Consider the following 19,454-nt stretch of genomic DNA (forward strand, 5'->3'; position numbering starts at 1 on the left):
CAACCACCCCAATCGCTGGATTTACGTCCAAGGATTGGGGTGTTTTTTTATCCATTGGGGCGGCGTTGGTTCCAGTAAAGGGAGTAGCGACGGCCTTGTGTTGTGCGGGTGCCGCCTGCAGCTTGTGCCTTTACTGGCTCAACTTGCGTAAAGCATGACGTATGACTTTGCCGGTGGTTGTCATGGGCAGGGCATCGACAAACTCAATCAGCCGTGGGTACTCATGTGCAGCCACCCGGCGTTTGATGTGCTCCTGAATCTCCTTGACCAGTTCCTGGGACGGTTCGATATCCTCCTTCAGCACCACAAAAGCTTTCACGACTTCGGTGCGTTCGGGGTCGGGGACACCGATCACTGCCGCCATGGCGACAGCGGGATGCCCCATCAGGCCATCCTCAATCGGGCCGGGCCCAATGCGGTAGCCGGAGCTGGTGATGACATCATCATCGCGGCCTACGAACTGGATATAGCCATCCTCGTCCTGCATGCCTTTGTCGCCGGTCAGCAGCCAGTCACCCACAAATTTCTCGCGAGTTGCTTCAGGCCGTTGCCAGTAACCCAGGAACATAACCGGATCGGGGGACTGCACGGCAATATGGCCTTCGATGCCGGGTTTCTGAATTTGCCCCTGATCATCCACAATCGCGACCTTGTGCCCAGGCACCGCCTTGCCGATCTTGCCTGCCTGACCGGGAAACCAGGCCGAGCAAGAGGACACGATCATATTGCACTCGGTTTGTCCGTAGAACTCGTTGATGGTGATGCCCAGTTTCTGCTTCGCCCAATCCAGCAACTGTGCGCCTAGTGACTCCCCGCCACTGGCAATGGATTGCAGCTTCAAAGGCCATTGCTCGCGTGACCATTGGCTGCGACGCAGCATTTTCAGGGCAGTAGGGGGCAGGAAAGTATGCGTGACACCGTGTTCGGACATCAGTTTCCAGGTAGCCTCGGCATCGAATTTGGGGAAGCGGTAGGCCAGCACGGGTATGCCGTGATGCCAGGCCGGTAGCAGCACATCCAGCAGGCCGCCAATCCAGGCCCAGTCGGCGGGCGTCCACATCAGGCCTTCGCCTGTGGGCAGGAAGTTGTGCGACATCTCTACGCCCGGCAGATGCCCCAGCAGCACGCGGTGGGCATGTAGAGCACCTTTGGCCGAACCTGTGGTGCCGGAGGTATAGATCAGCACGGCAGGGTCGTCTGCGCGGGTATTCAATGTGCGCGGTGCCGGTTCGGGGTGGGCGGCAATGGCTTGCCATAAGGAAAGTGCATCGCCCTGATCCTGCTGGCTGTCACTTTGGTAAAGATGTTTGAGCTGTGGCAGGTGCTCGCGCAAGGGCAACACCGTCTCCAGGCCTTGTTGATCGGTAATCAAGGTGCTGGCGCCGGAATCATTCAGCCTGTAGCGCAGCGCGTCCGTGCCAAACAGGGTGAACAAGGGCATGGCAATGGCGCCAATCTTGTAGGTCGCCAAATGCGCCAGCGCCGTTTCCAGTCCTTGAGCCAGAAAGATGGCGATACGGTCGCCAGCCTGAATACCCTGGGCTTGCCAGGCAGCCGCTAAAGAATCGGACCAGGCTTTGAGCTGATCGAAGGTGTAGCGTTTGATCTGACCATCGGGCAATTGCTGGATCAGGGCCAGACGCCCGGACCCGTCAGCCCATTTGTCGCAGGTGTCGTGAGCGATGTTGTAGTGCTCGGGGATGGACCAGTGAAATTCCGAGTAGCTTTGTGAGTAAACCGAATCAGCAGACAGCATGAGAGACACTTTTCCCAAAGGTGAAACAGACTCCCATCCTAACGCCTTGAGCGGGATGACCCTATCCGGGCTAATCAGTAGAAAAGAAAAACGGCGCTGGGGGGGCGCCGTTTTTCGTCCTGCTACCGACTTCTACTGCTAAAACAACTGCGTGTTGTCACTTCTACTGCTTGCGAACATCAACTGCTTAGGGGAAAGTGATGTGATGATCAGGACTTGGTGGCCTCTTTCGTGGCGCTGTCACGTTGTTGATCGTGACCGGAGCGGTGGCCGCGACGATGCTGACCGTCGTTCTTGCGCTCTACAACCGTGAACTCGCCATTGGCACCTTCGGAACGGACACGTACAACCTTGCCGTCCTTATCGACCACCATGGCCATGATGTTGTCGCCTCGCTGATGCAGGCTGCCCACTTTGGTGTAGCCGGCATCTTTCAGGCGCTGGTAGGCGGGACCGATATCGGTGACTTGATCAGCGGTCAGCGGTTTGTGGTCGCGGGCCTGACGGGCTTGTTGCTGCGTGCTCTGTGTTTGGGCTGCGCTTGTGGCTTCCTGTGCAATGGCAGCGGTGCCACCCAACAGACTTGCGCTCAATACCAGGGCAGAAAAGAGGGAAGTGCGTTTCATGTATAGCTCCTTCATGTAATCAAAAAGTGGTGCTGTCAGATTCCTGGGTAGCTTCCTTTTGAGGTGGGAAGATTTGTTTGTCCTGTCAGCCTGGTGCCCATTATGGACAGGTGGCTCTGAATCTAAACTGAAGCTGCTGTTCATGTTATGTTCATCCGCAGCTTGCTATATAAGGGGGAGTGATCGTTTGATCCCTCTATTTTTCTGCACGTACCGATTCTTATGACGTCCATTAAACAATCCGCCTTGCTGATGAGTTTGGCCGCCGTTTTGACGGCGGTGATGCCATTGGCATTGGCCCATTCTCACGATTACCCTGACTGCGGCAGCAAAAAGCAGAAGGGGGATTCGTCGTGGGACAGGAATCAGCGTTCGGATTGGTCAGGACATGATTACCTCGGGGACGACGACTGTTTTCGTCGTTTGCCCCCTCCCCCGCCTCCACCCCCGCCTCCCCCTCCTAACGAGCGTTTCGGCCCCAGCCCGTACTGGCCTCCGGGCCCGGCCTATCGGGGCCACGATCAGGCCCGCGAAGCCGTGCGCCGTGGGGAAGCCTTGCCGTTGCGGGAAGTCTTGAAGCGGGTGCGCGAGACCTATCCCGGACGAGTGCTGCGTGTGCAGTTTGAATATGACGAGCGCTTTGAGCTTTGGGTGTATGACTTGCGCATGCTGGTTGATGACAACCGCTTGTTGCGTCTGAAAGTGGATGCCTTGACCGCCAAAGTGCTGCTTGTGCGCGGCGTGAAACGCTCGCATTCCCGAGGACATTAAGATGCGGATACTGGTTGTTGAAGACGAACCTACCCTGGCAGCGCAATTGCAGCAGGCGCTGGAACGGGCCGGCTATGCCGTTCAGGTGGCTCATGATGGTGAGCAAGGCCATTATCAGGGCGAGGTAGAGGCCTTTGATGCGGTAGTTCTGGATCTGGGTTTGCCGGGCATGGACGGGGTATCGGTCTTGCGTCGTTGGCGTGCTTCGGACATCAATATGCCGGTGCTGATTCTGACCGCACGCAATGATTGGCACGATAAGGTCGAAGGTATGGATGCGGGTGCAGACGATTACGTGGCCAAACCCTTTCACATGGAAGAGCTGCTGGCTCGTATGCGCGCTTTGCTGCGCCGTGCGGCCGGTCAGGCGAACCCACGTTTGCAGCTGGGCAAATTGGAGCTGGACGCGCGCTCGTCCTCGATCAGTTGTGCGGGCATGGTCTTGTCGCTGACCAGCCATGAATACCGTTTGCTGGCGTTCATGATGCATCACCCTGGCCAAGTGCTGTCGCGTACTCAATTGACCGAGCATATTTACTCTCAGGACTTCGAGCGCGACTCCAATACCATCGAGGTTTTTATCGGCCGTCTGCGCAAGAAATTGCCCGCCGGTTATATCGAAACGGTGCGAGGTATGGGCTACCGTCTGGTGGACCCTGAAGCATGATCGCCTTGCGGGGTCATACCATTCTGGGCTCTCTGCGTGGCCGCCTGCTGCTGGGGACTTTGGCCTGGATTCTGATCAGTATTGTTCTGGCCGGTTTGGGCCTGAACCGCTTGTTTCAAGACCACGTTTACCGTCAGTTCGAGCAGCGTTTGCAAACTCATCTGGACCAGATTATGGCGGACGTGAATCTGGACAATGCGGATGGGGTGACTTTGCAATCGCGCCTGAGCGATCCTTTATTTGAGCAGCCTTATTCGGGGATGTACTGGCAGATTGCACGCCAGGAAGCGGGCAGTGAGCAGTGGACGGTGGTTTTGCGCTCGACGTCCTTGTGGGACGAGGCTCTGGATGTGAATGCTCCCGATTCGCCCAATGGCGTCTTGTCACTGACGGGGCCGGAAAAGCAGCGCCTGGTTGTGTTGCGTCAGGAGCTGGACGAGGTGAATGACAAGGGACAAAGCTTGCAGATCATGGTGGCCGGCAACCGGGAGCTGCTGGCCGAACCATTAGCCCGTTTTGAGCGGATTCTGTTCCTGTCGCTGGGTGGTTTGGCCGTGGGTTTGATCCTGGCGGCAATCTTGCAAGTGGTGCTGGCCTTGTACCCTCTGCATCTTTTGCGACGTCGTTTGCTGGATGTGCAGGAGGGGCGGGAGCCACAAGTCAGTGGCAATTTCCCCAGTGAAATTCAACCCTTGGTGGATGATTTCAATGCTGTACTCAGTGCTAATGCGGGTATGGTGGCTCGCGCACGGGCGCAGGCAGGAAATCTGGCCCATGCGGTCAAAACCCCGCTAACGATTATGGGCAATGCTGCGCAATCCGAAGGTCCGCATTTGGCGGCTTTGGTTAGCGAGCAGGTGGCCTTGGCCCAGCGTCAGGTTGACCACCACTTGTCTCGTGCACGGGCCATGGCGGTACGCGCCATAGGTGTGCGTACGGATGTGTCTAGTTGTCTGCAATCCTTGTGTCGGGTGATGGGGCGTTTGCATAGCGACAAGCAGATTCATCTGGATTTACCCGATCAGGAGTTGATCTTTAAAGGCGAAGAGCAGGACTTGCAGGAGATGGCTGGAAACCTGTTGGATAACGCCTGCAAATGGGCGACGCAGAATGTGTGGTGTCAGGTGTGGCAGCAGGACAATGTGCTGCATCTGGTGGTGGAAGATGATGGTCCTGGCCTGGAGCCGGAGCAGTTGGAGCGTGTGTTTGGTCGTGGTCAGCGTGCGGATGAGCGACATCCAGGCTTTGGATTGGGATTGGATATTGTGCGTGAGCTCGCGCGCAGCTATCAGGGGAAGGTGCAAGCCAGTGCGTCGGAAAAAGGTGGTTTGCGATTGGATTTGACCTTGGCAAGTTAAGGCCGGAAGCTGGGTGCCAACGCCAACGCCAACGCCAACGCCAACTTTAACTCCCGTGCAAGTGCAGTATTGTCGAGTGTAGAGCTACCTGAGGCCAGCGGACTGAGTGGCTAGGGCGAACAAGGGGGGGCAGGTGGGGGTTAAGCTTGATCATCCATGAAAAACGCCCGGCGAAGCGGGCGTTTTTCAGCACATGAATCGGGCCAGCCTTAGTTCCAGGGGCCGCCATCGCCACCCAGGCTGTAGCGTCCGGCGCCAATCAAGCCGACTGTGAGCGCACCAATCAGGAACATGCCTTGCAACTCCAATGCCCAAATACCTTGGGCATTGAAACTGCCGATCTGGTTGCTATGGGCCAGCAGCAAGGCAATGACCATGTTCATGGCTACAATCAAACCGCCGGCACGGGCGTAAAAACCCAGAATCATCAGGACGGGAGCAATCACTTCGCCTATGTACACGCCCCAGGCCAGAAAGCCGGGCATATTATTGGCGATCAGCATTCTTTCGATTCCTCCGATGCCATAACGTATCTTGGCGATGCCGTGCAGCAGGATCAACACACCGACCGTGACACGCAGCAAGAGTTTTCCAAGATCATCACGAGACATACAGGCGCTCCATTATGTAGTGGGACAGGAAGGTGCGTTATTGTAGAAGACCGGGTTCTTAAAAGTATGACGGAGCATTTACATGACACAAAAGCAGGCTGTCGCAGCAGAACTGGCCCCCAGCGGGGTTTTGCGTGTTGCCATGAATTATGGCAATCCCGTCCTGGCCCAACGCGGTGCCAATGAGCAGTCGCCCAAAGGGGTCTCGGCGGACCTGGCGCGCAGCGTGGCGCAAGAGCTGGGCCTGAGCGTGCAATTTCATGGCTACGATGCGGCCCAGGCTGTCGTAGAGGCGGTCTACAGGGACGAGTGGGATCTGGCTTTTTTGGCGATTGATCCCAAGCGTGCGGAGAAGATTCGCTTCAGTGAAGCCTATGTGCATATCGAAGGTACCTATCTGGTGCGTGACAAGTCCGCCTTTCAGAACGTGGATCAGCTGGATCAGCAAGGCGTGTGCATTGCCGTTGGCAAAGGGGCGGCCTACGATTTGTTCCTGAGCCGTCATTTAAAACATGCCGATCTGGTACGAGCAACGACCTCTGCCGATGCGATTGATCTGTTTGTGGAAGAAGAGCTGGATGCCGCTGCGGGCGTACGACAGCCTTTGGAGCGCTATGCCCGCTCCCGCAGCGGCTTGCGTGTGCTGCCCGACAGTTTCACTGTAATTCGTCAGGCCATGGCGGTGCCGTCGGAGCGTACGCTGGCCCATGCCTGGGTTGAGGCTTTTATTGCTCGGCAGAAAAAGGAAGGGATGGTGGCGCAGTTCCTGGCTGATAGCGGCCAGGCGAATGTCACCGTACCGGAATAGGCGCAAGGCGCGTATTCAATTCGTCTTGCAGGGCCTGTCTGAACAGGGCCCGCGCCTTGCCCACATCCTGTCCCTTGGATTGCAGAAGATAAATGGGCAAGTCCAGACCATTGCTGCCGGTAGAGAACTGGATACGGTGCAAACGGCCAGACTCCAGTGAGGGCCGCAGGCAAGACAGGGGCAGATTCGCCCAGCCCAATCCCCGTTCCACCAGTTCCAGTGTCATGGGCAGACTGTCCGTTTTCCATTGACGCAGGCTGAGCATGGAACGGTCCTTGCGTATATCCTTGTCGGGGCTGGTAATCACAATCTGCCGGTAGGCTTTCAAATCTTCCAGGGGCCTGGGGCTTTCCTGTAGCAAGGGATGGCCGGGTGCAGCGACAGCGCTAATGGTTTCGGTCCACAGCGATTGCACAATCCCCACGCTTTCCAGTTCCCGCCCGCCATAGGCAATGCACAGATCCAGCTCGCGCTTTTGCAACGCTTCGACCAGTGCGTCTTGGGGCGCGGTTCGCAGTTCTATGTCCAGACCGGGATAGCGTTGCTCCAGAGCCTGCAAGGCAATCAACGCCGGTTCGGGATCGACGTCGCACACGATACCCAGCCGTAAATGGCTTTCCAATCCCCCCGATAACTCCTGCAAATGCAGCCGCAAACTCTGCAAGCGGCTGGCGATCAGCTTGGCGTCGGGCAGCATGGCCAGTAGTTCGGCCGTGGGTACGGGTTCACGTCGGCTGCGGTCAAAAAGCGACAGATCCAGCTCGGCCTCCAGATTGGCCACGGCCATGCTGACGGCCGATTGTGTGCGGCGCAACGCCCGCGCGGCGGCGGAGAAGGAGCCGTGTTCAACCACGGCAAGCAAGAGCTCAAGATGATCACTGGTAAGCATGGCTAAAACATAAGTAAAACTGATGGAATCTGACTTTTTCTAGAAGCTGTACTGCGGATAATCATGCTTTCTGAGCTTTTGATCAAGGATATTTATCGTGCAGGGATGGAAAAGAAGAGTTGTCTACATAGGGATGTTCGAGTTGCTGGGCATGATGGTAGCGGCAACCGTATTGGGGCACTTGAGTGGGGCAGGGGCCATGGAAAGCGGGATGCTGTCTTTCATGATCAGCACCTGCGCGGTATCGGTAAACCTGTTCTACAACATGCTGTTTGAAGCCTGGGAGCGTCGTCGTCAGATTCAGGCGCGTACGTTCTGGCACCGGGTGCTGCACGTGGCCGGTTTTCAGATTGTGCTGGTGTCTTTGCTAATCCCGCTGATTGCGTGGTGGCTAAATGTCAGCTTGTGGAAAGCTTTTTTGATGGAAGCGGTGTTGCTGGCTTTCTTTCCCATCTTCGCCTTTATCTACAACTGGGCATTTGATTCTATTTTTGGTTTGCCCGACTCGGTGGGTGTGAGCGCCAGCCAAAGTTAAATGACGCAGTGAACCGAACCGGCAAAACTAAAAGGCCTTGCAGATTGCTCTGCAAGGCCTTTGAATTTTTTGGTCGGGGCGGCGGGATTCGAACTCGCGACCCTCTGGTCCCAAACCAGATGCGCTACCAGGCTGCGCTACGCCCCGACTAAGAAAAAAATTATATCCCGTCGTGGTGAACTTGGCAAGCATAGGCCCACATCAAAAAGGGGTTTGCACGCATTTATCGGGAGTCAGCTAATTTTCAGCCCTGTAAAGATGTGTTTCTTATGTTGGGCTTAAACATTTTAGGTGCTTATAGTTAAGTGACAAGCTGATCATAAGGCATTGTGTTCTTTGTTTTTTTCCACACGAGTAGCATTCATGCACCGGGGGCAGGCAAAGAAGTTGGGGGCGAATGCTGCTCATCATTTTTCCAAAAGGAGAAAGGACGATGAGCCAAGTTTCACAGGGTGGAATACTGACACGGCGACATTTCCTGACGATGGTCGGGTATGCCGCAGGTGGCGCGGCCATGTATCAGGCCATGATGCGTCTGGGCCATGCGACGGAGGGCAGTTACGATGGCCCGATTCGTCTGGAAGGCAAGCCTAAGCCAGGGACCTCTGTGGTGATCCTGGGGGCGGGTCTGGCTGGCATGGTGGCCGCTTTGGAGCTGCGCAATGCAGGGTACAAAGTCAAAATCCTGGAGTTTCGGGAAAAAGTGGGGGGGCGCAACTGGTCCTTGCACGGCGGGGACAGCTATACCGAGCTGGGGGGTGCCAAGCAGGATGTCAAGTTCGACAAGGATCAATACATCAACCCCGGCCCGTGGCGGATTCCTTTCCATCACCGGGCCTTGCTGGATTATTGTAAGCGGCTGAAAGTCAGGCTGGAACCGTTTATCCAGTACAACTACAACGCCTATTTGCATAGCAAAGAGCATTTTGGTGGCAAGCCTCAGCGGTTTCGCCATATCCACGCGGATTTTCAGGGGCAGGTCTCCGAGCTCTTGTCCAAAGCCATTAATACTCAGTCGCTGGATGCACCCTTGTCCAAGGAAGATCAGGAAAAGCTGCTGGAAGCCTTGCGCAGTTGGGGGGCCTTGGACAAGAACATGGCTTATGTGAAAGGCCATGCCAGTTCCGAGGTGCGCGGTTTTGAGCGTGATCCGGGAGGCGGTCTGAATGCTCAACCTGAGTTTTCCGAGCCTTTGAAACTGGCCGATATTGTGCGCTCCAGTGTTTGGCACAATATGGGCATTCATGATCTGTACGAGTTCCAGCAGACCATGTTTCAGCCGGTTGGCGGGATGGACCAGATCGGCGCTGCTTTTGGCAAGGAGCTGGAGGGCCTGTTTACCTTTAATGCCAAGGTCACTGCAATCAAGCAGAGTGATGGCAAGGTGACGGTTAGCTACAAGGATCAAAGCAAGGGTAGCGAGCACACTGAAACAGCAGACTGGTGCGTATGCACCATTCCCTTGTCGATTCTGAGCCAGATAGATCTGGATGCCAGCAAGGAAATGCACGCTGCCATTGACGCTGTGCCCTACGCTCCCTCGGTCAAGATCGGGCTGCAGTTCAAACGGCGCTTCTGGGAAGATGATGACGCGATCTATGGCGGCATCAGTTATACCGACCTGCCCATCACACAAATCTCTTACCCCAGTGGCGGCATGATGGCCGGTGGCAAAGGCGTATTGCTGGGGGGGTATATGTTCGGTCCCAGCGCCGTCGAATGGTCGTCGCTCAGTCCTGAGGACCGGGTCAAGAAGGCCCTGGAATATGGTGCGCAAATCCACCCTCAATATAAGGATGAGTTCGAGAGTGGGGTGGCGGTCGCCTGGCACCGCGTTCCCTGGACATTGGGCTGCTATGGCATGTGGACGGACCAGACACGGGCCGCGCACTACGAGAACCTGTGCCAGATTGATGGTCGACTGGTTTTAGCGGGTGAGCACGCTTCTTACGTCAACGCCTGGCAGGAAGGTGCGATCCTGTCGTCCCTGAACGCGATTTCCCGCTTGCATAGCCATATTGTGGGTAATCAACAAGCCGATTCCAAAGGAGCCTAGTCATGATGATGCGATCTCTAGCGGTTTTTCTGGCCTCGGGACTGTTGACCATCAGCCATGCGGATACGGCGGTGGTAGGGGGTGATACGGTGGTCTTTACCCAGAAAACCGGCCAGGAAATTTATGAGCAGGTCTGTGCGTCTTGCCACATGATCGATGGCAAGGGCGCTCAAGGGGCGGGCATGTATCCGTCCCTGTCCAAGAATCCGAAACTGGGGGCGCCTGCTTATGTGGTGTTCATGGTGAACCAGGGCAATAAGGGCATGCCCGGTTTTGGTGGCGTTCTAAATGACGAGCAAATAGCCGAAGTCGTCAACTATGTGCGTTCCCACTTGGGCAATGAGTTCAGTGACAAGATTACGGCCAAGGACGTGGCAGGTCAGCGTCCCAAAGACCACCAGTACTTTGATCTGAACTGATCAAAGGCTGCTTGTCGTCATGCTGACACCTGATTGGAGCACGGTCTTCGCACTGGAAATACCTGTGTTGGAGTCCGTGCTGCGAGGCACAGTGGTGTACTTTGTTCTGTTCGTCCTGCTGCGGCTGGCAGGACGACGTGAACTGGGATCGCTGGGCGTTGCGGACCTGTTGATTCTTTTGCTGATTGCCGATGCCAGTGGTAATGCGATGTCAGGCGGTAGTAATTCCTTGACGGATGGTCTGCTGGTGGCCGCAACCATTGTGGCTTGGGGGTACATAGTCGATTGGCTGATGTACCGATTCCCGGCGCTCAATGCACTGGCCACTCCGCGCAAAGTGTGTGTGGTCAGGGACGGGCAATTGCAGTGGCGCAATATGCGTCGGGAGTTTGTGACTCGCGATGAAATTCTGAGTGAAATGCGTTTGGCCGGAATCCAGTCGCTGGAAGAGGTAGCGGCGGCTTATATCGAGCCTAATGGCAAACTCAGCTTTTTGAAGGACACATCCGTGTAGTTTGAACGGGTCAGGAACAAGCAGGGCTGAAGGCGGTCGTCAGAGCATAACGCAAATAAGGCGATGCCCTGGGAGCAGGCAAAGAAAAAGGCTTAGTTCACTGTGCAATGAACTAAGCCTTTAATTCTTTAATGGTCGGGGCGGCGGGATTCGAACTCGCGACCCTCTGGTCCCAAACCAGATGCGCTACCAGGCTGCGCTACGCCCCGACTAAAGACAAGTATAGTAGAACAAATTCAGGACTTCGTCAAGCCCTGAACCCTCGGTTTTAGCGTTTTTGCAGGTGGGGCAGGGTGTAAGCCTGTTCGTGATACGCCCAGCTAGGCCAGAGCACGTGGGCAAGGGCTTCCTTGGCCAGCCCTTCGTCTATCTGTTCCAGCGGCTCGTACTTGTCCGGCGCGGTATAGCGATACTGACAAGGCGGCAGGTGTGGCATCAGCACGGTCAGGATGTCGCCTTTCAAATAGCCATAGTTCTCGAAGTACTGCATCATGGCCCGGTCGCTGTCCTGCTGGGTCAGGTCGCGCCCGATCATGGGGTGCTCGCTTTCAATGCCCATCAGAGATAGCAGGGTGGGAGCCAGGTCAATCTGGCTCATGATGCGTTCGTCCTGACGGTTGGGAACGCCTGCGCCCAGAATCAGGGCAGGAATATGGAAGTGACGCACAGGCACCAGATTGGCACCGCCCACGCGCGAGTCATGGTCGGCCACGATCAAGAATACTGTGTTGTCCCAATAGTCGGATTCACGCGCTTTCTTGAAGAAGTCCCCAATGGCCCAGTCGGCGTAACGTACCGTGTTCTCTACCGTGGCGGGATCGCCTTCCACCTGAATACGGCCAGCCGGGTATTCCCAAGGCGAGTGGTTGCTGACGGAGAAGGCCAGCGTCAGGGTGGGTTGCTCCTTGTCCTGGCTTAGCAACTGGTGCAGCTTGTTGAACATGTCCTCGTCGCTGGCGCCCCAGGTGCCGACGAACTCGGGGGACTCAAAGCTGGATTGCTCATGCAGCTCATCAAAGCCATTGCCCAGGAAAAAGCTCTTCATATTGTCAAAGTGGGCTTCGCCGCCATAGATAAAGCGTGAGCGGTAGCCTTGTTCCTTGAGCAATTGGGCCAGGGTGAAAAAGCGGGTTTGCGAGCCGGGCAGGCGCAGTACAGCGTCTGCCACGGTTGGGGGGAAACCGGCAGAAACCGCTTCCAGACCCCGTACCGAACGCGTGCCGGTAGCGTAGGCGCGGCGAAAGTTCCAGCCCGTTTGGGCCAGTTTGTCCAGTTCGGGGGTTAGATTGGCCCCGCCCAGATTGCTGACATATTGCGCCCCCAGGCTCTCCTCCACGATCAGGACCAGATTGGGTTTGCGCTCACGTTTTTGCACGGGCGTCTGACGATGCAGGGTGGGTAGTGTGTCAGGGCCAGCCGGCAAGGCAGCCGCATCGCGCACGATCTGGTTCATTTCTGCGACGTCCAGGCCACCGTAAATATCCTCGGCCGAGCGCTCGTTTTTCATGCTGTAGATGGCGTAGGCCACGTTATACAGCGAGTTCAAGGGCAGCGTGTTGAGCATGCTGTCGCTGCTCCAGGCGACCGAAGAAGGATTGATGGGGCGGTGGGCCAAGGTGCCCCGAATTGCCAGGACGCACAGGGCCGCAGCAATCAGCATCCAGATAGGACGCAGCCACCAGCTCATCACGGGGTCGGCAGACACATGACCAAAAATAGACCAGCCCGAGTACACAATCAGCCCCAGACCAATCAGGGCGAGGCCTATCATCAGCTTGTAGCCTTTCCAGAGCATGCCCACTACTTCTTGAGGGTGCTTCAGATAATCCACATACAGCCGATTGGGGCGGGTGTCGTATTCAATGATGAATTGGGGCGTGGAAACTTCCAGCAAGGTCAGCAGGAACCAGGCGAAGGTAAACCAGATGGCGGCTATCGTCGTCATGACGGGATAGTGTCCTAGCCAGGGGGCCAGCAAGACCACGGGGGCGCTGAGCGCGGCGATCATCAGGGCGTCGATACGCAAGCCGCCAATCAGGATGGGCAGCAGACCTCCGGCCTGACGTACACGCGGCCATTGCCACAAGGCAAAAGCCAGCCTGAAAGCGGTCAGCAAAATCAGGGCTGAAGGAACAAAAACGTAAACAAGATGGCGCATAAAATGTGGTCCTGGTCGACCTAATTGCCACGGACGGTGGCACTGGCATCGAATTGCACGATTGTATGTCAGTTTAATGAGCAAACTATCTTGCTGAACGCTTGGGCTTGTCGGGGAAGTGTGGCCGCATGCCGGTTCAAGGTTTAAAGACGAAAAAAAGCAGGCCGCTTTGAAAGACAGCCTGCCGCTAAGGAGGAGTTAAGGGGAGCCAGCCCTGTGTTCCCAGGGCTGGCGATAGGTTCAGGCAACGCGTTGGCTGGGCTCGGTACGAGAACGGAACTGGCTGCGTTGTTGTTCACGCTGGGCGTAGGCTTTGACGTGGCCCGCATCTTTGACATGGCCGTAGCCACGGATCAGATCCGGGTAGTTCAACCAGCGCTGGGCCACTTCCATATTGTCCGCATCCAGGTGGGCACTGACTTCATTCAGGTCGGCCAGATAGTCTTCAATGTTCTGACGTTCCTGACGGCGTTCCTGGGTGTAGCCAAAGATATCCAGCGCACCACCGCGCAAACCACGCAGACGGGCCAGAATCTTGAACAAGCTGCGGGTCGAAGGGCCAAACTTGCTCTTGACTGGCTGACCCTGGCTGTTCTTGCGACCGAGCAAGGGCGGGGCCAGATGGTATTCAATCTGGTAGTCCTTGCCAGGCTCACCCGCAAACTGGGCACGCAGCTTGTCCAGGAAGGCCGGGTCGGTGTAAAGGCGGGCCACTTCGTACTCGTCCTTGTAGCTCATCAGCTTGGCCAGTTGCGTGGCGGCGATGCGAGTCAGGGGTAGAGCCTTGTCCTGATTCAGGCGCGATTCGCGTTCCATGACCTTGTTGATGGCGTCGCGGTAGCGCTTGGCCCAGGCCGGATTCTGATAGGCAGTCAGGTGTTCTTCCATGCGCTTGATCAGGGACTGCACGCTTTCAGGGAAAGTGACTTCACGGGCTTTGGGTGTCGCACCTTCCATCAAGGCTTCGATACCCTTTTCAGCCGCCAGACGCCCCCACTGGAAGGCTTCACGGTTGGCTTTGACAGCGACGCCGTTCAGTTCGATAGCGCGCAGCAAGCTGTCCATATGCAGCGGAATCCAGCCGCGCTGGAAGGCATAGCCCAGCAAGATGGGGTTGGCATAGAGCGCATCGCCCATAACGTGTACGGCCAGGGCATTGGCGTCCAGATAGCGGATTTCCTTGCCTACGGCATTTTCAATATCCGTGCAGGCGGTTTGCAACGGGAATTTCCAGTGCGCATTGCCGATCAGGTCCGAAGTCGGGCTGGCTGCGGTGTTGATAATGGTGTGTGTGCGATCGCGGCTGACACGGCTCAGGACATCCGTGGAGGCGCTGACCAGAGCATCACTGCCAATGAGCAAGGAGGCCTCGCCCGTTGGAACGCGGGTGGCATGGAGCAGATCGGGCTGGCGTGCGATTTGCACGTGGCTTAGCACCGCACCCCCTTTCTGGGCCAAACCGGCCATATCCAGGACGCTGACCCCTTTTTGCTCGATATGAGCAGCCATACCCAGCAGGCCGCCTACCGTCACGACACCTGTGCCGCCAATACCGGCGATCAAAATACCGTAGGTCTTGTCCAGATCCGGCAGTTTGGGCAAAGGCAGATCGGCCAGATTGAAGGACTCCAGCGAACGGCCCTGAGCTTCCGGCTTGCGTACCTGCGCCCCTTTCAGCGTGACAAAGCTGGGGCAGAAACCGTTAACGCAGGAGAAGTCCTTATTACAGGAGGACTGGTTGATGCGGCGCTTGGAGCCCATAGGGGTGTCCAGAGGCTCAACGGATAAGCAGTTGGATTTGACCGAGCAGTCACCGCAGCCTTCACAGACCGTGTCGTTGATGAAGGCGCGCAGGGCAGGGTCCGGGTAAGTCCCTTTCTTGCGGCGACGGCGTTTTTCCGTGGCGCAGGTCTGGTCGTAGACCAGGATGGTGGTGCCGGGCACTTCGCGCAGCTCGCGCTGTACGCGGTCCAGCTCATCACGGTGATACACAGGCGGGTTGCCAGCCAGGGTCACGCCCTTGAATTTCTCGGGCTCGTCGGTGACCACCACAATCTTGCGAGCGCCCTCGGCATGGACCTGGGCAATGACGTCGGTGACTTTCAAGATCCCGTCTACGGGCTGGCCGCCTGTCATGGCAACGGCATCGTTATACAGAATCTTGTAGGTGATATTGGAGTTGGCTGCGATCGAGGCTCGGATCGCCAAAATTCCCGAATGGAAATACGTGCCATCGCCCAGGTTGGCGAAGACGTGTTTTTCATCGGTAAAGGGTTGTTGGCCAATCCAGGCGACGCCTTCGCCGCCCATATGACTGAAAGTGGAGGTGCTGCGATCCATCCAGACCGTCATGTAGTGGCAGCCAATCCCGGCCATGGCGCGCGAGCCTTCGGGCACGCGAGTGGAGGTATTGTGCGGACAGCCCGAACAGAACCAGGGCTTGCGCTCTACGCTGACGCGCGGCATACGGGCTTCGCGGTCCTTGGCATCCAGAATGGCCAGACGGGCCTGGATGCGGGCTTGCAGCTCCTCGGAAATGTCCATGGTGCACAGGCGGCGGGCAATGGCGCGCGCAATAATCGCAGGAGACAGTTCACCTTGAGGAGGGAGTAGCCAGGGCGAGCGCAAGCTGGACCATTCGCCGCCACCGTGTTCGGTCTCGTCAAACTTGCCGTAGACCTTGGGACGTACGTCATCGCGCCAGTTGTACAACTCTTCTTTAAGTGCGTATTCCAGAATCTGGCGTTTTTCTTCCACCACCAGAATTTCGGACAGGCCGGTTGCGAACTGGCGGGCGTCTTGCCCGTCCAGGGGCCAAATACAGCCCACTTTAAATAGTCGGATACCTAGCTCGGCGCATAGCTCGTCGGACAGGCCCAGATCGGCCAGTGCCTGACGGGTATCCAGATAGGCTTTACCCGCCGTCATGATGCCAAAGCGGGCTTCGGGCGAATCAATCTCGACGCGGTTCAATTTGTTGGCGCGCACATAAGCCAGAGCGGCGTACCACTTGTGGTTCATCATGCGGGCTTCTTGCGCCAGTGGCGGGTCTGGCCAGCGGATGTTCAGACCATCGGCGGGCATGTCCTCGATCTCGGGCAGGACAATGTTCAGGCTGTCCGGGTCCAGATCAACTGAGGCGTTTGACTCCACTACTTCGGTGACGCATTTCAAGGCTACCCACAGGCCGGAGAAACGGCTCATGGCCCAGCCGTGCTGGCCAAAGTCCAGGTATTCCTGCACGTTGGCCGGGTAGAGCACGGGAATACCGGCGGCGGCGAAAACGTGATCGGACTGGTGGGCAACAGTGGAGGATTTGGCTCCGTGGTCATCGCCTGCCAGTACCAGTACACCGCCGTGTCGGGCGCTACCAGCCGAGTTGGCATGCTTGAACACGTCCATGGAACGGTCCACGCCAGGGCCCTTGCCGTACCACATGGCAAAGGTGCCGTCGAAACGTGCACTGGGGTACAGATTGGTTTGCTGGCTACCCCAGACGGCGGTAGCGGCCAGATCTTCGTTCAGACCGGGCTTGAACACGATGTCGTGTTCTTTCAGATGTTTACTGGCTTGCCACAGAGCCTGGTCTACGCTCCCTAATGGGGAGCCCCGGTAGCCAGAGATGAAGCCTGCTGTATTCAGACCGGCGCGCCGGTCCCGTTCTTTCTGCAGCATGGGCAAGCGCACCAGGGCCTGGGTGCCGCTCATATAGGCGCGGCCCTTGGTGACAGTGTATTTGTCATCCAGGGACACGGACTCCAACATGGCCTTGTAAGGTTTGTTGAGTGGGGCATTCATGAGTTTGTCTCCTGCAAGAAGGATGGTTTTCGTGCAAGTTGTTGTCGTTTGTTCTTTAGTCTAGGGCAGCTTTTTGTTATCGTAAAATCAAATTTACGTGTACCTGATATCTGAAAAACGGATGGCTATGAAGCACGAAGTGACTCTGAGGCAGTTTCGATATTTCATCGCTGCGGCGGTCAGCGGGCAGTTCTCGGCGGCGGCCCAGGCGGAGAATGTCTCCCAGTCGGCTATCAGTAATGCAGTGCAAAGTCTGGAGCGCCAGCTGAATGTGGCCTTGTTTGAGCGTTTGCCCCATGGTGTGGAGTTAACGCCACAGGGACAGGCGTTCTTTCACCACGCCCATCACGTGATTGATGCAGTCAGCGATGCGCTGAACCATGCAGATTTGCGGCGACAAAATATCGAAGGGCAGATTCGGGTAGCCGCGGGCTATACGGTTCTAGGCTACTTCTTGCCTGATCTGATCAGTCGTTTCAAGCACAGCTATCCGAATATCGACATCGAGCTGGTGGATATGGAGCGCCCCGAAATGGAGGCCGCCCTGGAGGGCGAGCGTATCGATCTGGGTGTTGCTATTTTGTCGAATATCACCGATTTGGCCATGTTCGGGCACCATCGCCTGAGCAGTTCCCGCCGGCGCTTATGGGTGTCGGATCAACATGCTCTGGCCAATGAGTCCAGTGTGTCCCTGGAGCAGGTCAACAACTATCCTTACATCTTTCTGACGGTGGACGATGCCGATACGGCGGCCATGCGACATTGGGGCAGCCCCGGCTTTCCGGAGCGTGTGGCTATGCGGACGCGCTCCCTGGAGGCGGTGCGCGGTTTGGTAGCTTATGGCTTTGGGGTGACGATCTTGTCAGATATGGTTTACCGGCCCTGGTCTCTGGAAGGCAAGCGTATCCATGCCATCGGGATTCATGACCCGGTGGAGTCGGTAGAGGTGGGCTTGTTGTGGCCTAAAGGACGTGAGCCGGAAGGATTGGTGGCCTTGTTTCAGCGCTTTCTGATTCAGGCCTGTGACCATGATATGGCCCGCGCCGGCATGGGAAGCCGACGCGGTGGGGGACTGTTGTAGCAGCGCTTACGGCACCAGCGCCAGACCGATACGGAACTGCGAAGAGCTGCGCTCGCGGTAGCTCAACATGGTTTCCGCGTAACCCGAGAAGTACTGGGCGTAGAGGTAGCCGTTCATGTTCAAAGGCGTGCGGTTCAGCGGCCAGGCAATAGACAGTTCATGTGTATTGCGGCTGCCGGCGCCCTTGTTGTACATGCCGGACAGTACCAGCCCGTTGTCCTGGGCGTAGCGCAGCTTCCAGTCCACTCGACCACGGTAATGTGCCCAATCGTCGTTTTCGCCCATAAATACATAGTGTTTTATGCGTGGGGCGAACGTCAGTGTGGCGCCGTGATCAAAGCGGTAATTGAACTCGGGCTGGATGAAGACCTCGTTCATGGAGCGGGAGTCATCTCCTGCTTTGCCGTTGGAAGCGTGTTCGTAGCCGGTGGCCAGGCCCATGAACAGACGTTTCTGCTCGGATTCCCAGATGGAGTCCTTACGCCAGAAGAAGCTGGGGCGGTAGGTGGTGTCTACAAAAGGCTTGGATTCGGCATGCAGATCCCACAGGGCTGTTTGCGTATAGCCAATGTAGAAGTGATCGTAGAACTTCGGATTGCTAGGATCATCCGGCGAATGCAGGCGGTACTTGAAGCTCAGCTGGAAGCGGGCATTGGTGCCGCCTTTATTGCCGACAATAAAGTAGGTCGGGTCGTGAGCCGAAATCGCGTTGCTGAAGTTCTCGAAACTGGAGTTCGCGGGTTTCAGGCCTTGTCCGTTATTGATGGCTGGCCCTTCGCGTTGTGCGCCGGCCGCGACGGCCTGGGCATAGGGCAGGGCAGGGTCAATGACACGTGGGTCATGGCCAGCACCTGCGTTCACCACGGCGGCGTTTGCCGGTTGCGAGGTAATCGGGCTTTGACCTTCCGGATTGGTGTCCAGCGCCAACATCACACGCTCGCCTTCAATATTGACGGCTTGCAAGCCGGTCAAACCATTGGGGACCACAGCTCGCCAACTGTAGGCGGTGAAGTTGTTGATGGGGATGGATGCTCGGGGCCGCGGGCTGACTAGCTCGGCCAGGCTGCGGATGACGTTGCCGTTATTGTCGCGCCACTGCAAAACCAGGTTTTGCGGGGCGGTCCAGCTCATCAAGCTGCCTGTGTCGTTGTAGACGATGGCGTCAATATCGACGGTTTCACCAGAACTGGCCTGTACTTGGCGCAATTGATAGCTGATACCTGCCTGTGCGGTATTCAGGATTGCGCTCAAGATAAGAAAGGGGGCCGATAGTATTAAAGAGTGCTTGCTTAGTTTCTTTTTGGTCGGCATGGAGAAAAGTCCAGGAAAACGGGTTAATCCGTACACGACTGTACCATTTGCGACTAAAAATACTACCTATAATTATTTTTCTTACAGTATTGACAC

General features: G+C 56.7%; 16 protein-coding genes and 2 tRNA genes. 9 read left to right on the forward strand and 9 right to left on the reverse strand.

What is annotated here, in order from left to right:
- Nucleotides 1–130: 130 nt before the first annotated feature.
- Nucleotides 131–1,756 carry an acyl-CoA synthetase gene (locus NBV64_RS05045; RefSeq protein WP_250756799.1) on the reverse strand — a complete coding sequence of 542 codons (1,626 nt, stop codon included), beginning with the start codon at nt 1,754–1,756 and terminating at the stop codon, nt 131–133.
- A gap of 209 nt (nt 1,757–1,965) precedes the next feature.
- Complete coding sequence (locus tag NBV64_RS05050; RefSeq protein ID WP_009463842.1) at nt 1,966–2,382, reverse strand: hypothetical protein; 417 nt, start codon at nt 2,380–2,382, stop codon at nt 1,966–1,968.
- A 222-nt stretch (nt 2,383–2,604) separates the two neighbouring features.
- Here NBV64_RS05050 and NBV64_RS05055 point away from each other — a divergent pair, with 222 nt between their 5' ends.
- From NBV64_RS05055 to NBV64_RS05065, 3 genes are read left to right on the forward strand one after another with little or no spacing between them, the layout of a single operon-like run.
- On the forward strand, nt 2,605–3,153 hold the full coding sequence (locus NBV64_RS05055) for a PepSY domain-containing protein (protein WP_250756800.1): 549 nt from the start codon (nt 2,605–2,607) through the stop codon (nt 3,151–3,153).
- A gap of 1 nt (nt 3,154) precedes the next feature.
- Nucleotides 3,155–3,820, forward strand: coding sequence for a response regulator transcription factor (locus NBV64_RS05060; RefSeq protein WP_009457946.1), 666 nt, complete (start codon nt 3,155–3,157; stop codon nt 3,818–3,820).
- The gene (locus NBV64_RS05065) at nt 3,817–5,178 is read left to right on the forward strand and encodes a sensor histidine kinase (protein ID WP_250756801.1); all 1,362 of its coding nucleotides are present in this window, start codon (nt 3,817–3,819) and stop codon (nt 5,176–5,178) included. Before NBV64_RS05060 ends, NBV64_RS05065 begins: the two co-directional genes overlap by 4 nt.
- 209 nt (nt 5,179–5,387) lie before the next feature.
- On the opposite strand, the gene NBV64_RS05070 is transcribed toward NBV64_RS05065, so the two are convergent.
- On the reverse strand, nt 5,388–5,789 hold the full coding sequence (locus NBV64_RS05070) for a DoxX family protein (protein ID WP_009457944.1): 402 nt from the start codon (nt 5,787–5,789) through the stop codon (nt 5,388–5,390).
- Nucleotides 5,790–5,871: 82 nt separating this feature from the next.
- Here NBV64_RS05070 and NBV64_RS05075 point away from each other — a divergent pair, with 82 nt between their 5' ends.
- Entirely contained in the window at nt 5,872–6,597 is a 726-nt protein-coding gene (locus NBV64_RS05075; protein WP_009457942.1) for a transporter substrate-binding domain-containing protein, read from the forward strand.
- Here the strand turns inward: NBV64_RS05075 and NBV64_RS05080 are convergent.
- Nucleotides 6,581–7,486, reverse strand: a complete 906-nt coding sequence (locus NBV64_RS05080; protein ID WP_009457940.1) for a LysR family transcriptional regulator — start codon at nt 7,484–7,486, stop codon at nt 6,581–6,583. The genes NBV64_RS05075 and NBV64_RS05080 overlap by 17 nt on opposite strands.
- Nucleotides 7,487–7,583: 97 nt before the next feature.
- Here NBV64_RS05080 and NBV64_RS05085 point away from each other — a divergent pair, with 97 nt between their 5' ends.
- A complete protein-coding gene (locus tag NBV64_RS05085) occupies nt 7,584–8,021 on the forward strand; it encodes a PACE efflux transporter (RefSeq protein ID WP_009457937.1) in 438 nt (145 codons plus the stop codon).
- Between the two features lie 70 nt (nt 8,022–8,091).
- On the opposite strand, the gene NBV64_RS05090 is transcribed toward NBV64_RS05085, so the two are convergent.
- Nucleotides 8,092–8,168: transfer RNA gene (locus NBV64_RS05090), tRNA-Pro, on the reverse strand.
- A 286-nt stretch (nt 8,169–8,454) separates the two neighbouring features.
- On the opposite strand from NBV64_RS05090, the gene NBV64_RS05095 reads away from it, so the two are divergent.
- From NBV64_RS05095 to NBV64_RS05105, 3 genes are read left to right on the forward strand one after another with little or no spacing between them, the layout of a single operon-like run.
- Nucleotides 8,455–10,077, forward strand: coding sequence for a flavin monoamine oxidase family protein (locus NBV64_RS05095; protein ID WP_250756802.1), 1,623 nt, complete (start codon nt 8,455–8,457; stop codon nt 10,075–10,077).
- Between the two features lie 2 nt (nt 10,078–10,079).
- Complete coding sequence (locus NBV64_RS05100) at nt 10,080–10,496, forward strand: c-type cytochrome (protein ID WP_026485261.1); 417 nt, start codon at nt 10,080–10,082, stop codon at nt 10,494–10,496.
- A gap of 19 nt (nt 10,497–10,515) precedes the next feature.
- Entirely contained in the window at nt 10,516–11,010 is a 495-nt protein-coding gene (locus NBV64_RS05105) for a DUF421 domain-containing protein (protein WP_009457931.1), read from the forward strand.
- 132 nt (nt 11,011–11,142) lie between these two features.
- Here NBV64_RS05105 and NBV64_RS05110 read toward each other — a convergent pair.
- The 3 genes from NBV64_RS05110 to NBV64_RS05120 form a co-directional block, all read right to left on the reverse strand.
- Nucleotides 11,143–11,219: transfer RNA gene (locus tag NBV64_RS05110), tRNA-Pro, on the reverse strand.
- Between the two features lie 59 nt (nt 11,220–11,278).
- On the reverse strand, nt 11,279–13,168 hold the full coding sequence (locus NBV64_RS05115) for an LTA synthase family protein (protein WP_250756803.1): 1,890 nt from the start codon (nt 13,166–13,168) through the stop codon (nt 11,279–11,281).
- Nucleotides 13,169–13,408: 240 nt separating this feature from the next.
- Complete coding sequence (locus NBV64_RS05120; RefSeq protein WP_060185662.1) at nt 13,409–16,966, reverse strand: indolepyruvate ferredoxin oxidoreductase family protein; 3,558 nt, start codon at nt 16,964–16,966, stop codon at nt 13,409–13,411.
- 127 nt (nt 16,967–17,093) lie between these two features.
- Between NBV64_RS05120 and NBV64_RS05125 the strand changes: the two genes are divergently transcribed.
- Entirely contained in the window at nt 17,094–18,047 is a 954-nt protein-coding gene (locus tag NBV64_RS05125; protein WP_022983505.1) for a LysR family transcriptional regulator, read from the forward strand.
- Between the two features lie 6 nt (nt 18,048–18,053).
- Here NBV64_RS05125 and NBV64_RS05130 read toward each other — a convergent pair whose 3' ends face one another.
- Nucleotides 18,054–19,358: a phospholipase A gene (locus NBV64_RS05130; protein WP_336972786.1), complete on the reverse strand. Its 1,305-nt coding sequence runs from the start codon at nt 19,356–19,358 to the stop codon at nt 18,054–18,056.
- Between the last annotated feature and the right edge of the window lie 96 nt (nt 19,359–19,454).

The organism is Alcaligenes sp. DN25 (assembly GCF_023674485.1).
GTDB classification, from domain to species: Bacteria; Pseudomonadota; Gammaproteobacteria; order Burkholderiales; family Burkholderiaceae_B; genus Alcaligenes; species Alcaligenes phenolicus.

Excerpts from the sequence above, each read along its gene's own strand:
- NBV64_RS05045 (WP_250756799.1), bottom strand. The coding sequence starts at position 1,756 with ATGCTGTCTGCTGATTCGGTTTACTCACAAAGCTACTCGGAATTTCAC.
- NBV64_RS05050 (WP_009463842.1), bottom strand. The coding sequence starts at position 2,382 with ATGAAACGCACTTCCCTCTTTTCTGCCCTGGTATTGAGCGCAAGTCTG.
- NBV64_RS05055 (WP_250756800.1), top strand. The coding sequence starts at position 2,605 with ATGACGTCCATTAAACAATCCGCCTTGCTGATGAGTTTGGCCGCCGTT.
- NBV64_RS05060 (WP_009457946.1), top strand. The coding sequence starts at position 3,155 with ATGCGGATACTGGTTGTTGAAGACGAACCTACCCTGGCAGCGCAATTG.
- NBV64_RS05065 (WP_250756801.1), top strand. The coding sequence starts at position 3,817 with ATGATCGCCTTGCGGGGTCATACCATTCTGGGCTCTCTGCGTGGCCGC.
- NBV64_RS05070 (WP_009457944.1), bottom strand. The coding sequence starts at position 5,789 with ATGTCTCGTGATGATCTTGGAAAACTCTTGCTGCGTGTCACGGTCGGT.
- NBV64_RS05075 (WP_009457942.1), top strand. The coding sequence starts at position 5,872 with ATGACACAAAAGCAGGCTGTCGCAGCAGAACTGGCCCCCAGCGGGGTT.
- NBV64_RS05080 (WP_009457940.1), bottom strand. The coding sequence starts at position 7,486 with ATGCTTACCAGTGATCATCTTGAGCTCTTGCTTGCCGTGGTTGAACAC.
- NBV64_RS05095 (WP_250756802.1), top strand. The coding sequence starts at position 8,455 with ATGAGCCAAGTTTCACAGGGTGGAATACTGACACGGCGACATTTCCTG.
- NBV64_RS05100 (WP_026485261.1), top strand. The coding sequence starts at position 10,080 with ATGATGATGCGATCTCTAGCGGTTTTTCTGGCCTCGGGACTGTTGACC.
- NBV64_RS05105 (WP_009457931.1), top strand. The coding sequence starts at position 10,516 with ATGCTGACACCTGATTGGAGCACGGTCTTCGCACTGGAAATACCTGTG.
- NBV64_RS05115 (WP_250756803.1), bottom strand. The coding sequence starts at position 13,168 with ATGCGCCATCTTGTTTACGTTTTTGTTCCTTCAGCCCTGATTTTGCTG.
- NBV64_RS05120 (WP_060185662.1), bottom strand. The coding sequence starts at position 16,966 with ATGAATGCCCCACTCAACAAACCTTACAAGGCCATGTTGGAGTCCGTG.
- NBV64_RS05125 (WP_022983505.1), top strand. The coding sequence starts at position 17,094 with ATGAAGCACGAAGTGACTCTGAGGCAGTTTCGATATTTCATCGCTGCG.
- NBV64_RS05130 (WP_336972786.1), bottom strand. The coding sequence starts at position 19,358 with ATGCCGACCAAAAAGAAACTAAGCAAGCACTCTTTAATACTATCGGCC.